The organism is Rhodococcus sp. NPDC080181 (assembly GCF_040702225.1).
Taxonomy (GTDB): Bacteria; Actinomycetota; Actinomycetes; order Mycobacteriales; family Mycobacteriaceae; genus Rhodococcoides; species Rhodococcoides fascians.
The window spans coordinates 57430-71217 of record NZ_JBFBKN010000002.1 but is presented as its reverse complement, the minus strand read 5'-3'; the positions used below and the strand labels follow the sequence as shown (position 1 = coordinate 71217).

Annotated in this window: 20 protein-coding genes; 9 read left to right on the top strand and 11 right to left on the bottom strand. The window is 62.8% G+C overall.

The window, feature by feature from the left end:
- Positions 1 to 23 precede the first annotated feature (23 nt).
- The gene (locus AB0O58_RS02595) at positions 24 to 1229 is read right to left on the bottom strand and encodes an MFS transporter (protein WP_206498711.1); all 1206 of its coding nucleotides are present in this window, start codon (positions 1227 to 1229) and stop codon (positions 24 to 26) included.
- Positions 1230 to 1362: 133 nt separating this feature from the next.
- Between AB0O58_RS02595 and AB0O58_RS02590 the strand changes: the two genes are divergently transcribed.
- A complete protein-coding gene (locus AB0O58_RS02590) occupies positions 1363 to 2589 on the top strand; it encodes a PAS domain S-box protein (protein ID WP_363797549.1) in 1227 nt (408 codons plus the stop codon).
- Positions 2590 to 2993: 404 nt separating this feature from the next.
- On the opposite strand, the gene AB0O58_RS02585 is transcribed toward AB0O58_RS02590, so the two are convergent.
- Positions 2994 to 3287: a hypothetical protein gene (locus tag AB0O58_RS02585; RefSeq protein ID WP_032374949.1), complete on the bottom strand. Its 294-nt coding sequence runs from the start codon at positions 3285 to 3287 to the stop codon at positions 2994 to 2996.
- Positions 3288 to 3364: 77 nt separating this feature from the next.
- Here AB0O58_RS02585 and AB0O58_RS02580 point away from each other — a divergent pair, with 77 nt between their 5' ends.
- Both AB0O58_RS02580 and AB0O58_RS02575 read left to right on the top strand, forming a co-directional pair.
- Complete coding sequence (locus tag AB0O58_RS02580; protein ID WP_027495532.1) at positions 3365 to 3547, top strand: hypothetical protein; 183 nt, start codon at positions 3365 to 3367, stop codon at positions 3545 to 3547.
- Positions 3548 to 3837: 290 nt separating this feature from the next.
- Positions 3838 to 4251 (top strand): hypothetical protein, encoded by a 414-nt coding sequence (locus AB0O58_RS02575; RefSeq protein WP_366237815.1) that lies wholly within the window; start codon positions 3838 to 3840, stop codon positions 4249 to 4251.
- A 50-nt stretch (positions 4252 to 4301) separates the two neighbouring features.
- Here AB0O58_RS02575 and AB0O58_RS02570 read toward each other — a convergent pair whose 3' ends face one another.
- Together AB0O58_RS02570 and AB0O58_RS02565 are read right to left on the bottom strand one after the other, a co-directional pair.
- The gene (locus AB0O58_RS02570; RefSeq protein ID WP_230593454.1) at positions 4302 to 4787 is read right to left on the bottom strand and encodes a hypothetical protein; all 486 of its coding nucleotides are present in this window, start codon (positions 4785 to 4787) and stop codon (positions 4302 to 4304) included.
- 46 nt (positions 4788 to 4833) lie between these two features.
- The gene (locus tag AB0O58_RS02565; RefSeq protein ID WP_032366948.1) at positions 4834 to 5166 is read right to left on the bottom strand and encodes a hypothetical protein; all 333 of its coding nucleotides are present in this window, start codon (positions 5164 to 5166) and stop codon (positions 4834 to 4836) included.
- Between the two features lie 41 nt (positions 5167 to 5207).
- Here AB0O58_RS02565 and lepB point away from each other — a divergent pair, with 41 nt between their 5' ends.
- Positions 5208 to 5948 carry a signal peptidase I gene (gene lepB / locus AB0O58_RS02560; protein ID WP_287454485.1) on the top strand — a complete coding sequence of 247 codons (741 nt, stop codon included), beginning with the start codon at positions 5208 to 5210 and terminating at the stop codon, positions 5946 to 5948.
- Positions 5949 to 5988: 40 nt separating this feature from the next.
- Here the strand turns inward: lepB and AB0O58_RS02555 are convergent, their stop codons facing one another.
- Together AB0O58_RS02555 and AB0O58_RS02550 are read right to left on the bottom strand one after the other, a co-directional pair.
- Entirely contained in the window at positions 5989 to 6363 is a 375-nt protein-coding gene (locus AB0O58_RS02555) for a PLD nuclease N-terminal domain-containing protein (RefSeq protein WP_366237814.1), read from the bottom strand.
- Positions 6364 to 6580: 217 nt separating this feature from the next.
- On the bottom strand, positions 6581 to 7909 hold the full coding sequence (locus AB0O58_RS02550) for a glycosyltransferase 87 family protein (RefSeq protein ID WP_080733388.1): 1329 nt from the start codon (positions 7907 to 7909) through the stop codon (positions 6581 to 6583).
- Between the two features lie 215 nt (positions 7910 to 8124).
- On the opposite strand from AB0O58_RS02550, the gene AB0O58_RS02545 reads away from it, so the two are divergent.
- The 3 genes from AB0O58_RS02545 to AB0O58_RS02535 are packed head-to-tail and all read left to right on the top strand — an operon-like array spanning position 8125 to position 9503.
- Positions 8125 to 8694 carry a cysteine hydrolase family protein gene (locus tag AB0O58_RS02545; protein ID WP_287454488.1) on the top strand — a complete coding sequence of 190 codons (570 nt, stop codon included), beginning with the start codon at positions 8125 to 8127 and terminating at the stop codon, positions 8692 to 8694.
- 26 nt (positions 8695 to 8720) lie between these two features.
- Positions 8721 to 9164 carry a hypothetical protein gene (locus tag AB0O58_RS02540; protein ID WP_032400351.1) on the top strand — a complete coding sequence of 148 codons (444 nt, stop codon included), beginning with the start codon at positions 8721 to 8723 and terminating at the stop codon, positions 9162 to 9164.
- A gap of 3 nt (positions 9165 to 9167) precedes the next feature.
- On the top strand, positions 9168 to 9503 hold the full coding sequence (locus AB0O58_RS02535; RefSeq protein ID WP_366237813.1) for a hypothetical protein: 336 nt from the start codon (positions 9168 to 9170) through the stop codon (positions 9501 to 9503).
- On the opposite strand, the gene AB0O58_RS02530 is transcribed toward AB0O58_RS02535, so the two are convergent.
- From AB0O58_RS02530 to AB0O58_RS02520, 3 genes are all read right to left on the bottom strand, one after another.
- The gene (locus tag AB0O58_RS02530; RefSeq protein WP_366237812.1) at positions 9490 to 9687 is read right to left on the bottom strand and encodes a hypothetical protein; all 198 of its coding nucleotides are present in this window, start codon (positions 9685 to 9687) and stop codon (positions 9490 to 9492) included. The two genes, AB0O58_RS02535 and AB0O58_RS02530, sit on opposite strands and share 14 nt — an antisense overlap.
- 151 nt (positions 9688 to 9838) lie before the next feature.
- Positions 9839 to 10771, bottom strand: coding sequence for a TIGR01777 family oxidoreductase (locus tag AB0O58_RS02525; RefSeq protein WP_366237811.1), 933 nt, complete (start codon positions 10769 to 10771; stop codon positions 9839 to 9841).
- Positions 10768 to 11439, bottom strand: coding sequence for a TetR family transcriptional regulator (locus AB0O58_RS02520; RefSeq protein ID WP_366237810.1), 672 nt, complete (start codon positions 11437 to 11439; stop codon positions 10768 to 10770). The genes AB0O58_RS02525 and AB0O58_RS02520 overlap by 4 nt, the downstream gene beginning before the upstream one ends.
- Before the next feature lie 100 nt (positions 11440 to 11539).
- On the opposite strand from AB0O58_RS02520, the gene AB0O58_RS02515 reads away from it, so the two are divergent.
- Both AB0O58_RS02515 and AB0O58_RS02510 read left to right on the top strand, forming a co-directional pair.
- Entirely contained in the window at positions 11540 to 12214 is a 675-nt protein-coding gene (locus tag AB0O58_RS02515) for a class I SAM-dependent methyltransferase (protein WP_366237809.1), read from the top strand.
- A 66-nt stretch (positions 12215 to 12280) separates the two neighbouring features.
- Complete coding sequence (locus AB0O58_RS02510; RefSeq protein ID WP_287454495.1) at positions 12281 to 12583, top strand: helix-turn-helix transcriptional regulator; 303 nt, start codon at positions 12281 to 12283, stop codon at positions 12581 to 12583.
- Here the strand turns inward: AB0O58_RS02510 and AB0O58_RS02505 are convergent.
- The gene (locus AB0O58_RS02505) at positions 12541 to 13170 is read right to left on the bottom strand and encodes an ATP-dependent Clp protease proteolytic subunit (RefSeq protein ID WP_032383043.1); all 630 of its coding nucleotides are present in this window, start codon (positions 13168 to 13170) and stop codon (positions 12541 to 12543) included. The genes AB0O58_RS02510 and AB0O58_RS02505 overlap by 43 nt on opposite strands.
- Positions 13167 to 13775 carry a ClpP family protease gene (locus AB0O58_RS02500; RefSeq protein ID WP_032383042.1) on the bottom strand — a complete coding sequence of 203 codons (609 nt, stop codon included), beginning with the start codon at positions 13773 to 13775 and terminating at the stop codon, positions 13167 to 13169. The genes AB0O58_RS02505 and AB0O58_RS02500 overlap by 4 nt, the downstream gene beginning before the upstream one ends.
- Positions 13776 to 13788: the final 13 nt, after the last annotated feature.

Sequence of the window (13788 nt, the reverse complement as noted above, 5' to 3'; positions counted from 1 at the left end):
TCTCCTTTGCGGACGGCGTCTCCTCATGCGGAGGCGGCGACCGGGATTCGGGAGCGACTCCACAGGCGTGCTGCGGACAGTGCCGCAAGTGTAGCCAAGGCCGTGAGCACCGTCGCCGCGGCGAGCAGTCCTAATTGCGCACCGACCCAACCGGCCAACGGATACGTGAGCAGAAACGCCGCATGGGACAGGGAGAACTGAGCGGCGAAGATCGAGGTTCGGCTGTGTTCGTCCGACTCTCGGCGTAAGATCCTCGCCGACGGCGTGTTGATCAGCGAGGTGCCGATACCCAGGATCGACCACGTGATCGCCAGAGCGGTCCACGCGGTCGGCCCGCCGCCGAGGGTGGCGACGAGTGCTGCAGCTGCAGTGCCAACGACAGCGACGGCGGCACCGGCGAGCATGACGCGATGGTCGGAGATCCGCTCGAGGGCTCTCGGAACAAGCAGCGCCGCCGCCATCGACCCCGCACCGAAACAGCCGAGGGCGACAGCCAATTGGGTGCTCGAACCGCCGAACAGATCACGAACGTAGACAACGGTATTGACGAGGACGAGAGCCGTGGCTGCGGCGACCACGATGTTCAATGCCAGCAGACCCTGGAGTTCCCGCTGCCGGACGAAGGTCGCTATGCCGTCGAGTGGTTTCTTGTGTTGTGGTGCAACGTATCTGGGAAGGGCTGTGCCGACCACCACCGCTGCGGAGACGACGAACCCCACCGCCGTCCCGACGAACAGGGTGTGGAAGGTGACGACCGTCAGCAGTGCGGCGGCGATCAGCGGGCTCACCAGGGACTCGAGGTCGTAGGCCAGGCGGGAGAGCGTGAGCGCGCGGGTGTACTGCCGTGCGTCCGGCACGACGGACGGGATCACGGCCTGAAAGGTGGGTGTGAACGTGGCCGACGCCGCCTGCAGCACGAATATCAGGACGTAGACCTGCCACACCTGATCGACGAAGGGGAGCGCCAGCGCGGTGAGCGCTCGGACGACGTCCGCGGTCACGAGGACGGTCTTGCGCGGCAGTGTGCTGGTCAGTGACGAAACGACCGGTGCCACAACCACATACGAGATCATCTTGATCGCCAATGCGGTACCGAGGACGGCTCCGGCGGCGCTTCCGGCGATGTCGTAGGCCAGGAGCCCGAGCGCCACCGTCAGCAACCCGGTGCCCACGAGCGCGACCACCTGTGCGGTGAACAGGCGTCGGAAAGTGTGATTGTGCCGAAGCATGCGTTCACTGTACATATGAGTGCGCACTTGCGCACTCATATGTTTTATTCAAGATGCGCAGACGAACGCCACGCGATGGGGCTATTTTCGGTAGCGTCGTGTTATCGGCTCAATGAATATCCAGGGGTGGTCAATGGCCGATCCACGCACGTATCCAGTGGGACACCTGGCGCGCGCCATCGACCAGCTGCCGTCGATGATCGGATACTGGGACAGCTCGGAGCGCAACGTCTTCGCCAACAAGGTCTATGCCGACTACTTCGGCATCGAGCCGGCGCGCCTGGTCGGTATGCACATCAGCGAGCTCCTCGGTGAGGGGCTGTACGAACTGAACAGGCCCTACATTTCCGGAGCTCTCGCCGGCGAGCAACAACAGTTCGACCGCACACTCATCGACGTCAACGGCGTCGTACGCGTCACCCAGGCCACCTACGTTTCCGACTTCGTCGACGGCGTCGTCGTCGGGTTCACGGAAATGGTCGTCGACGTCAGCGCCCGAGCCGAAGCCGAACGTGAACGCGACCGCGCCGTGCGCCTCTTCCAGATCGCGATGGAGTACGCACCAATTGGCAAAGCGCTACTGACAACCGACGGCCGCTGGCTGCAAGTGAACAAAGCGCTGTGCGATCTCCTCGGATACACCTCGGAAGAACTGCTGCAGAAAACTTTTCGAGACCTCACGCATCCCGACGACATCGCGATGGCAGACCACCACCTTGCCGGTTTGGCCGACGGGACGCTCACCAGCGTGGCATCGGAGAAGAGATACATCCGCAAGGACGGAGCCACCATCTGGGTCCAGCGGAACGCCACCGTGGTGCGAGACAACGAGGGCGACGACATCATCATCGCCCAGATCCAGGACATCACCGCCCGGAAGGGAGCCGAGGCGGCACTCGAGCGCCAACTGTTGATCGACGACCTGACCGGCCTGGCCAATCGCCGACGGTTGATGGCAGAACTTCAGGCCCTCAAGGAAGCCGCCGACGAAAACCCGGTCGGAATCCTGTTCGTCGACGTCGACTCCTTCAAATCCGTCAACGATCGATACGGCCACGCAGTAGGCGACCGACTGCTCGCCGCCATCGGAGCCCGCATCCGCGCCAACCTCCGCACCGGAGACATCGCCTGCCGCACCGGAGGCGACGAATTCGTCGCTCTGCTGCGTAGCTCCCGATCGGCCGACGGAGTCGAACGCCTCGCCGCACGAGTGCGGTTGCTACTGGCCGGCCCGTACCTCATCGACGGTGTTCCGGTACCCGCATCGGTCAGCGTCGGATGGAGCTGGGACAAACCCGTCAGCCCCGAAAAATTACTGCACATCGCGGACGAACGCATGTACTCGTCGAAACGACGCTGACCCCTCGCGCGGCCCCCGACGTGCGGCTGACCCCTCGCGCGGCTCCCCGACGTGCGGCTGACCCCTCGCGCGGCTCCCCGACGTGCGGCTGACCCCTCGCGCGGCTCCCCATTGCGGATCAATGTGGCTTGCAGTCGCTTGGAGTGCAACAAAGTCGCATTGATCCGTCGGCAGAGGGGTGAGCGGGGCGGCGGGGAGGTGCGGGTCCGGATAGTTCGCAAACGCGCGCGCACTTGTCAGAAATGCCCGGAATGGTGTGGCAATTATGGGAGCGTTCGGCAAACGCGCGCGCGTTTGCGAAGGTCTGCGAGAGCGTGGACCTCTGGCAGAGTCGTAGACGCCACTCTCGAGGGAGGCCTCGAGGTACTCCGGTCGGCGTGGGAGTCGGCTACGAGGGTGGTGCCTCACAGCCGTGTCGGACGTGCCCCCAGTATCGGTGCGGGAGCAGGGTCTTGCTTCTTGCGCGAATCGACCCGATACGCGAGATAGAGATACAGGCAGCCGGTAATGGTGCCGCCGAGACATCCTGCTGCGATATCGAGGGCGGTGGATCCTGAGTTGATCGTGAAGTGGAGCAAGAAGAACCCTATTGCGACGGCCGGGACGAGAGCCAGGGCGTTGATGTAGTCGGCGCGAGTTGCGCCGCATTTCTTGCTCAACGCGCCGGTCATGACCCACTCGCGAAATGGCTTCTGCATCTCAGGCTCCTCGTATGGGTCTGATTTGTCCCGTTCAGTCAGGATACCGGAGAGTTGGTTTAGGTAGGGTTCGAGTTATGCGCGCTGTTGTCTTCCTCGCTGTACTCGCGATCATCTACAAGTGGCCGGTGTTCGGAGACAGCCCCGGCCACTGGTCGGCCCTGAGTCAGGGAATCATGTTCGGCGCGATCATCTGCACCGTCGCTACTCCTGCGGGATGGAAGGCCATCCGGCGAATAGACGGACGGATGCGTTCTTAGGTTGATGCCCGTGGGGCGGCGTTGGTCCGGATTGCGCCGCAAACGCGAGCGCATTCGTCAAGTGCGCGCGGATTCGTCGCCAATTTCGACCGCCAGAGAGGGCCATTCGACAAAAGCGCGCGCGTTTGCGGCGGGGTTCAGTCCCGTTTCGTGACTCGGCCGGAGCAGTTCGGCGTGGGCACCCGTTGCCTCCCAATCCAACTGAATCGGGTGCAGATAGCCGCGCTCACCCTCTTTGCCAGGCTGCTTGTGAGTCGAGGGTGGTGAGGCCATGTGTTTGGGTGAGTCCCATGGACTGGGTCGGCAGAGAGCTGAGCGTGGCCGCCGGGAGTGGGGCAGTCACGTCTGCGGTACTCATCGCACCGGTCATCGATGGCAAGTGGTTGGATCTGACTCTCCCAGCCGTACTCGGCGCAATCGGTGGACTGCTGGTGGGATTCGCGGCGGTGGTCGGCGGCAAGTACGCACTGAAGACTGCGGTGCCGTGGCCACCGAGCGGTCGAAAACAATGGCGACACCGATTTGCCCTGTGCACTGCGGCAGTGGTGACACTATTTGTTGCTGGGCTCTTGGCATGGGCGAGCGCTTCCTCGGCGATGGTCGCGTCGGACAGCGCGGAGCCGCCAATACAGCTGATGGTGACAATTGCGTTGACTGCAATCAGTTACGTGTTCGCGTACTTCCTTGCGCCCGAGGTCAACTGACTTCGGCTGGAGCGGTTCAGTCCGAACCGGTGAGCGCGCCGAGGACACGCTCACCGACAGGCGTCAGGGCCGTCGAACGCGCCCACGAATCTGCAGGCAACATCACGCGGGACTCTCCACTGATTGTCGTATCGCACGAATGACATCGGTCCGACGGGATAACCCTCCATGCTTCGGAAAGTTCCGACACCCATGGCCTCGACCGAATCGGGACCGGTCGAAGCGACGGTTGTGAATTCGATGTGTTGCGGATCCGGCTGAGCGCCCCAGGCGCGTGCGAGCCGCACGTTGTTCTCGGCCGGCCCGTCGAACAATCGAGCTCGATCTTCTTCGCGAATCGAGTAGTCCACGCTCGCTGCGAACAGAGCCGTCAACTGGGCTGCGGTCGGCACATCGTCGGTGATGGGCGGTGGCGGAGAGGCGAATTGCGTCGGGCTGATCGATGCGACCGGCGACTCCGGCTCGTCCACCTCGGCGGGGGAGCAGGCGCAGGCGAGCAACACCACAGCGACCGCGCTCACTCCAACAAGTTTCACCAGCCCAGTATGAACCGAAACAGCATGGTGGGTAGGTGAATCGGCGTCAGATACCCGACGTCGTCAGGCGTCGGTTGTGTTGGGCGGTGATCACCAGTACCGGTATGGCGATCGGCAGGATCAGGGCCGCCGCTGGAAGAACGAGGGCAGCAGGAGCAGTCGTCAGGTTGTGGACCGCTACAGCCACTATCCATGCACCCACGGCCGCGATGGCCTGCGCACCCAGTCGGAGGGCCGTCACTTTCCACGGTGAACGAACTGCGAATTTGCCGATGGTCATCGGCAGATAGTGGCCCTCGTTCACCTGTGACAGCTGCAGCGTAGCGACAGTCATCATGGCCGCGCTGATGGCGGCGATCACGAGGCCGAGAAACAACATGCTCAGTACGATACGCAAACTTGTGGCCCTAGGCTGCTGCTATGACTGCCGCTGCGAATTCCGATGCGACCCGTCGTCGGGTGCCGTCCTGGTTACGAGAGTTGGCGGTTCTGGTCGTGGTCGCATTGTTACTGAGTGTGCTGCTGCAGACTTTTGTCGGCCGTGTCTATCTCATCCCGTCGCAGTCCATGGAACCCACGCTGCACGGCTGTCCCGGTTGTACCGGCGATCGAATCGTGGTGGACAAGATGACGTTTCGATTCGGAGATCCGCAGCCGGGTGATGTGGTGGTGTTCAAGGCTCCGACGGAGTCGTGGAACAGGGGATACACGTCGAGCCGATCGAGCAACGCAGGAGTGAAGGCGTTGCAGGACGCGGGATCGTGGGCCGGACTCGTCGCGCCCGACGAGAACGACCTCGTGAAACGGGTGATCGCAACAGGCGGGCAAACCGTCCAGTGTTGCGATGTGCAAGGAAGAGTCGAGGTCGACGGGCAGCCGCTCGACGAGCCCTACATCGCGTTCGACTTCCCCTACGACGCGGACACACTCACCTGCGCAACAGTTCCGCAGTCCGGTCGCTGTTTCGGGCCGGTGACCGTGCCGTCCGGCAATCTGTGGATGATGGGCGACAACCGAAGCGGCTCAGCAGATTCGAGGGCACACTCCCGTGACGAACTGGGCGGAACGGTCCCCATCGAGAACGTGATAGGCAAGGCCAGATTCATCGTGCTGCCACCGTCGAGATGGGGAGCCATCGACTCGCCTGCGATACAGCGCTGATCGACTACGCATTCCCACGATCCCGTCGAGTAGCAGCGTCTTAGAACCCGAGATCGCGCTTACGACGCTCGCGTTCGATGCGCCGCTGTTCCTCGGCGCGTTCGCGGCATTGCCGGAGGAATTCGGCGTCCGCATCCGGATTCTGGGCGGCCTGACGGCCCGGCCGCGTCTCGTACTCGGGGTACGCGGAGTTGCTTGCGCGACCGTAATCGGACCCGCCGGCACCTCCCCAGATCCCGGCACCGACGGGTCGGCCCGCAACGAGCCAGGCGAACGACCCAGCGAACGGGAGGAAGACGATGAGCAGAATCCAGACGATCTTGGGCAGATAGCGGATGCCACCCTCGTCTGCGGTGATCGCGTCGATCAGACAGAACACCCACAGCAGCATGACCAGCAAACCGAAATACGGCATTGTGTCCCTCCATGTCCAAGACCGCTCGGTCCGATGTACCGAAGATCGTAGCGCTGTCTTCGCGTTTCCGACAGACGAGTCGGTTTGGAAGTCTGGGGCGGGGGCTCGGACACGGCCGGATGCAGCGTCAATGACCTGGGCAGTAGATATACAGGGATGATCGCTGCCCATCCCTGGTGAGCAGGACGGTCACCGGACCTGTGGGACGCGGGTGCGCCTATCGGCGAGCATCGTCATGGCCCGCGGTGGGCCTGATCCTCAGAGCGACGAAGACGACGACGAGGGTCGTGAGAAACACCGCGGGATAGGTGAATTGGACGGCGAACTCGAAGGCGGGGGAGCCCTCGAACATGAAGATTCCGATGGCCTTGATGCCGCGGTAGTCGGTGAAGTACCAGGCAGTCATCGGCGTGGTCACGGCGATCGGGGCCAGCCAACTCCACCAGGTTCGGTGTCGGTTGGCGTAGTCGAGAGCGAGGACGGTCAGCGGGATGCACCACACCCAGTGATGGCCCCACGCGAAAGGCGAGACCATCGGCGTCGCCATTCCACATATTGTCAGGGCCAGCAACGTCTTTCCGGCTGCCTGCGCGCGTGCCGCCACCCACAGCGCCAGAGCGGCGACGACGACGGCGAGCACCAGCCACACGGCGAAAGGAGGTGTATTGCCCGGCCACAGTCGAGCCAATGCGCCATGGATCGACTGGTTGGCGGGTGAGGCTAGCGCACCGATTCGTTCCGAGTCGATCATCGTCGACGTCCAGAATCTCCACGAATCGGCGGGAATGACGATCAGTCCGGCAAGCACGGTTGCTGTGAACGCAGCGATCGCAGTAACGGCTGCCCGCCACTGTCTCTGTGCCAGTAGATGAAGCACGAAGAATGCGGGCGTCAGTTTCAGTCCCGCAGCAATGCCGACACCCACGCCGCGGAGACGACTGCCCTCGCCGCGGGTGAGGTCGAGCAGAACGAGAACCAGCAAGAGCAAATTGATCTGACCGAGCCAGATGGTCATGCGAACCGGCTCGAGCCACGTCAGTGCCACTGCCAATCCGACACTGACGAGATACATTGTTGCGCTTCGATATCCGAGCGCGCGCCAGCTCGCGACCACGGCCACGTAGATCAGCAACAGGTTGATCGCCTGAACCACCGCCACAGCGCTCGTGACAGTGAGAAGGGCGAGCGGGGCGAAGGCCAACGCCGCGAAGGGCGGGTAGGTGAACGGTAGGCCGATGTCGAACAATGCGAACTCGTACAGCGGCTCGCCCTGTTGAACGACGTACGCACCGTGCCGATAGACGATGGTGTCGATTCCGTTGCCGAACAGACCGAAGGGGGTTGTCCATCCCAAGAAGTAGGCGTGCGCAACGATCGCGACGCACGCGGCGAGCGCCGACGCGAGGAACCAGCGCCAACCGAGCCGGCCGACGCCCGTCGCGTGCACTTCCGGCTGCGTCTCCCGGATGGCCGTCTCCTGGTCGTTCTCTGCGTGCACGTCCGAGTCCGACCGCGCGTAGAGCGGCCGAATACTGGACGTCGTCATGGCCTACACGATAGATCGTTGTACCTGATACAGAGAACTCGACACGGACAGACCGGTACGTTTTTGTCAGCGTGTGGCTGGGACTCGTCTCCGTCCTCTCGCTCTCCGGACTGTTGATCTACGAACTCGCGACGCGATAGTTCGACGAAAATCCCGGGCCGCAACTCGACCCGGGATTTTCGCTGTCCCGATCGGCACCGGATAGGTTGATGTCCATGGATATCCGGGTGGCCGACCTTCGTCGACCTGCATTGATCGTCGTCGATGTGCAGGCCGGTTTCGAAAACTCGGAATTCTGGGGTCCACGGGACAACCCGTCGTGCGAGAGCAATATTGTCGATCTCGTTGAGTTCTGGCGGTCCCGGGCTTGGCCCGTGGTATTCGTTCAGCACGATTCCGACAATCCGGAGTCGCCGTTGTCGCCGACGCAGGACGGGCATCGCTTCAAGGACATGCTCGACGGGATTCCGGATCTGCTCGTCCACAAACGCGTCAATTCGAGCTTCTACGGAACTCCCGATCTGGACGCATGGCTGCGCGGCGAGGACATCGACCAGGTGGTCATCTGCGGAATCACCACCAATCACTGCTGTGAGACCACCGCGAGGATGGCTGGGAACCTCAGCTACGACACCTACTTCGTCATAGACGCGACGCACACCTTCGATCGCGTCGCGCTCGACGGGACAGTCGTACCCGCCGCAACACTGTCGGCCATCACGGCCACGAACCTGCACGGCGAGTTCGCGACGGTGATCGAAACGAAAGACATAACTTCCCACTGACGTCGCCCAATTTGATACCGTTCGGTATGGCCGATCGGGGAGCAGTAGCAGGGCTCGCGGGACCCATTGTGCTGCTGTATCTGGGGTACTTCGCGTCGATCCCGACTCTATCGTCGCTGGTCCACGGGATCTTCGACCCTCGAATAGATTGGGCCGACACGGGTTTCGGTGAAGTGTTGCTGTTTTCGTTCCTGGTCGTGGGCGGTCTCGCCGCGTGTGTTGCGGCAGTTCGCACACTGGCCGGCTCTCCGAGGTTCCCCGGAATCGTCGTCACACCGGGGTCGTCGATCGGAAGGAAAGTCGACGCGGTGGTGGTGACACTCATTGCCTACGCCGTCGTTGTTCTGGTGTTCGCGACCGCTACCGCATCAGCCGCAATTCTGGTGCCGCTCATCGCGGCATGGGCTTGCTCCAACACGATTCGGAATTTTCGCGAACTGAAGAGTCGACGTCGAGCCTCCGCAACATAGCCCATGAACACCGTGCTGATGCTGATGCTGATGCTGTGGTTCGTCGCGTTCGCGTACGCGGCGTCCGTCGGATTCCGTGGCAGAGCAACGCATCCCGACTACTACGGTGCACGAGTGTCGGACGCGGTGAAGTCGACACCCCGACTGCGTGCACGAGCCAATCGATCGGTCGGGATCTGGTGCACGGTCGGTTCCATGATGGCTGTGGTGCCGATCGTATGGATCGGCTCCGACTTCCACCGTGAAAGAACGACTTGGGAGCTGGCCGGTCTGGCTGCTTACGTCTTCGTGATCGTGGTGGTGGGGGGTTACCCGCTGGAGAAGATCAAGAAGTCGTGACGTTCGGAAGGTCCAACAACGCGAATGCGGCCGTCAATTGTGCTCGGGCTGCGTCGACTTCGGAGGTGTTGCCCGCAAGATGGTGGAGCAAGGCGCGTTGAAAGATCCCGTCGAGCAGGATGTAGGCGGAGGGGCGGTCGAGGGCCGATTCGGAGCCGCGTAGTTCGCAGTACTTCGTCACCACGCGCCAAATTATGTCTTCGCGACGTTCCTCGATGTCCAAGACGTCGAGTGACGCTCCCTCGCCTCGGACCGTGCAACGTGGATCACGGGAATTCACTACATTCTGGACGGCGGCCTCTCGGCGTCGCTGGTGTAGCGCTCGGAGCTCCCCGTCAGCCGAGGGCGACGGGGAGCAGACCGGGGCGCGTCCGAGATACGATGTCGGCCAACGCACCCTCCAGCGTCGGGTATCGGAAGTCGAACCCACTGTCGGTCAACACCTGCGGCTCGACCCACCGACTCTTGAGGACCAGCTCGGGTTCGGTTCGGATCACCCGTGCGCCCAGCTTCAGCAGCCATGCCGGCGTCGCCATTCCGTGATCGCGACCGAGAGCAGATCGAACCTGGTGCATCAGAACCTCGTTGGTCACCGGGAACGGTGTCGCGACGTTGACAGGTCCGACGATGTCCGAGGTGGCGTACAGATGGTCGAGAGTCCGAGCGACATCATCGACGTGCACCCAGCTGAACATCTGGCCGCCATCGCCCATGCGGCCACCCAATCCCACTCGTGCCAGATCGATGATCGGATTGATCGCCCCGCCGCCCGCGCCCAGCACGATCGACAACCGCAGTGCCACTCTGCGAATCGACACATCGGCGTCGAACAGTTCGCGTTCCCACGACCTGGCCACCTCGACCGAGAAGCCTGATCCCAGTTCGCCGTCCCGTTCACTCATCGACCTGTCGCGGGCATCGCGGTAGATGGTTCCGGTGCTCGCGTTGACCCACAGCGCGGGCGGATTGTGTGCTTGTGCCAAGGCACGCCCGAGCTGGGCTGTCGTCTGAATTCGCGACGACATGATCGCGTCGGCGTTGGCCTTGTTGTAGCGACAGCTCACAGAGCGACCGGCGAGGTTGACCACCAGATCGGACCCGTTCAGGACCTCGACGAGGCTGCGATGGTCGGACCATGTTGCATCGCTGGACAATCCGCGTCCGACCGTCCTGACGCCGATGCCGCGGTCCTCGTAGTAGCTGCGCAGATACCCGCCGATGTAGCCGGAGGCACCGCACAGAACGACGGTCGATGGTGAATCGGTCATTGGCTCAACCCTTCTAGAGAGGTCATTCGTTTCAGGAGACCGGCGACATCGGCTACCAGGCCGCGCGCAACCGGGAGTCGGGCGAGACGAACCGCCTTGGATACGACGGGCACGAGCCCGTCGACCAGAGTGCGGGTGCGAGCCTGGTTGTCGGACGAATCGGTGACCCAATGCAGCGTGACGCCCATGTAGATCATCCAGAGCAGCAGCGGCAGTGCATCGTTCAGCGACGCGGGTACCTTCTGCTTGGATGCATCCAACATCGTGCGCATCAGATCGATGGCGATGGCTCTGGCGTCGGAGGATTCCTCGGAGAACGGACTGGAGCTGGACCTCGTCGGCAGCGCCAGCTGGAGGAATGCGCCGCCGAACGCGTGATACGGCGTCAGGACGTCCAAGCCGGAATGCAGAACCGCGGCCAGGTTCTCCGACAGCGACCCGCCCTGGGTGATGACCTGCTCCGCACGTTCGCGGTGATCGCGCTGGATCACCACGTACAACTCGTTGACCAGTTCGTCCTTGCCCGCGAAGTAGTAGTACGCATTGCCGAGCGACACGCCGGCCTCGTCGGCTATCCGGCGCATGGTGGTGGCCTGGAACCCCTCTTCGCGAAACAGCCGAAGAGCCACTTCGACCAGCTTGTCGCGCGTCTCGGATGTGCGGGCCATGCGGTCACCTCGTTTTCTGAACGTGTTCAAAAAGGACGGTAGACCCATTTTTGAACATGTTCAAGCGCAATGGCCGGGGACCGACCTGGATACTCGACGCATGCTCAGACGAATGGGAACCTCGCTGATCGGAGGCCAGGGGGCTCAATGGGTACAAGCGCTGAACGCGCGGCATCCGTGGAGTCACAACGACTACTTCCACAGCTGGATTCTCGCCAACCTGCCGAGCCGACGACGCGAGGCAGTCGACGTGGGTTGTGGCCGTGGCGGTCTCGTGCACTCTCTCGCACCGTATTTCGATCACGTCACCGGAGTCGACATCGACTCCGACATGCGCCGCCGCACAGGTCTTGCGTGCTCCGATGTCACCAATGTGACTGTCTCCGAACGCCAACTCGACTCGTGGGCGGACGAATCCGTCGACCTGATCACGATGATCGCCGTTCTCCACCACCTCGACATCGACGACACGCTTCGCCAGGTCGAGCGTGTTCTCGCGCCGAACGGCCGGCTGCTCGTCGTGGGTATGGCTGCGCCACGAAGTCCCCGGGATCTGCTGTGGGACGCCGTATCCATCGTGACCAACCCGCTGATCGGCTTCGTCGGCCATCCCTGGCCGAGCCCAGCGGGAAAGCAGCCGGCACCCTTCCCGGTCAAGGACCCGGTGCTCAGTTTCGACGAAGTGAAGCGGTCGGTCGACGCGATACTGCCCGGAGCAACGATGCGACACCGCGTCGGATTCAGGCACACCATCGAATGGACGAAGCCTGAGTGACCGGAAGGTTCTCTGCTCTGAGCAGAATCGCCGACCCTCCATGGAATCAAGGCTTAGGCTCCGATCATGGGCGAGGTCCTACGAATCGATGAGCGCCGAGCAGCACGCGCAGTGGAACCGCTGTGGCGTGAGGTGGTCGGCCGCCGGCTGCGCGAGCGCAGACACTCCCGCGGCGACACACTCGCGGACACAGCAGCGCGCGCAGGGATTGCACCGCAGTATCTTTCGGAGCTCGAACGCGGCCGCAAGGACCCGTCGAGTGAGATCCTTGCGGCCGTCGTCGGGGCACTCGGCACGTCGATGGCCGAAATTTCAGGTCTGGCGCATCACGACCTGTCCCGCGGCAATGCGACGTTGATGGCTGCCTGACGTCGTCCTTCGAGGACTTGGTCGACCAGGCCGTACTGCAGCGCCGACGGAGCCGTCAACACCAGGTCACGGTCGGTGTCGTGCCGGATTTTCGCTGCATCGCGTCCGGTGTGTTTCGCCAGGATCATCTCCATCTCGGCGCGCACCCGGACGATCTCGTCGGCAGCGAGAATGAGATCGGGAATGGTGCCTCGCCCTTGCCCCGCTGGCTGATGCAACACCACCCGGCTGTGCGTCAACGCCGAACGTCGACCCGGTGCACCTGCGGCGAGCAGCACCGCGCCGGCCGCCACTGCCTGCCCCACACATGTTGTGGCGACAGGGGATCCGATGAACTGCATCGTGTCGTAGATCGCCAACATGGCCGCAGTATCGCCGCCCTCGCAGTTGATGTACATCGAGATTTCCTGATCGGGGGAGTCGGCCTCGAGATGTAACAGCTGCGCGATCATCGCATTCGCAACACCGGCATCCAATGCAGTACCGAGGTACACGATGCGTTCGCTGAGCAAATGCGAATAGACGTCGACGACGCGTTCGCCGCGCGAATCACGGGTGACGACATTGGGAATGGTGTACGTACTCATCGGGCCATCTCCATCCCGAACGACACCCGACGCGCAGGCATGACCTGATCGAACGAACTGACGATGGCGTCGACGAACCCGTAGTCACGCGCGGCGTCCGCGGTGAACCAACGATCGTGCAAGGAGTCGTCGAATATTTGCTCTCGTGTCTGCCCGGTGTCGTCGGCGATGAGGCCGAGCACCGTATCGCGGGTATGACGAAGATCGTTGGCCTGCACCTCCACTTCGACAGCAGAACCGCCGATGCCGGACGAGCCCTGGTGCATCAGAATCCGCGAATGCGGTAGCGCGTAGCGCTTTCCGTGTGTTCCCGACGACAGCAGGAATTGACCGGCGCTGCAGGCCAATCCGAGTGCCAACGTCGAGACGTCGCAGGGAATCAAATGCATCACGTCACGGATGGCGAGCATGGCAGGCACCGATCCGCCAGGGGAGTGAATCCACAGGGCGATATCGGCCGACGGATTCTCGGCCGCCATCGTCAACAGATGGGTGGTGAGGACGGTGCCGTTGTCGTCGTCGAGTGGGCCGTCGAGCACGAGGATTCGATGACGCAGCAGTCGGTCGCGCAGTTCGGGTGGGAACATTCGGGGTGTCTCGCTCATGGTTCGAGTGTGA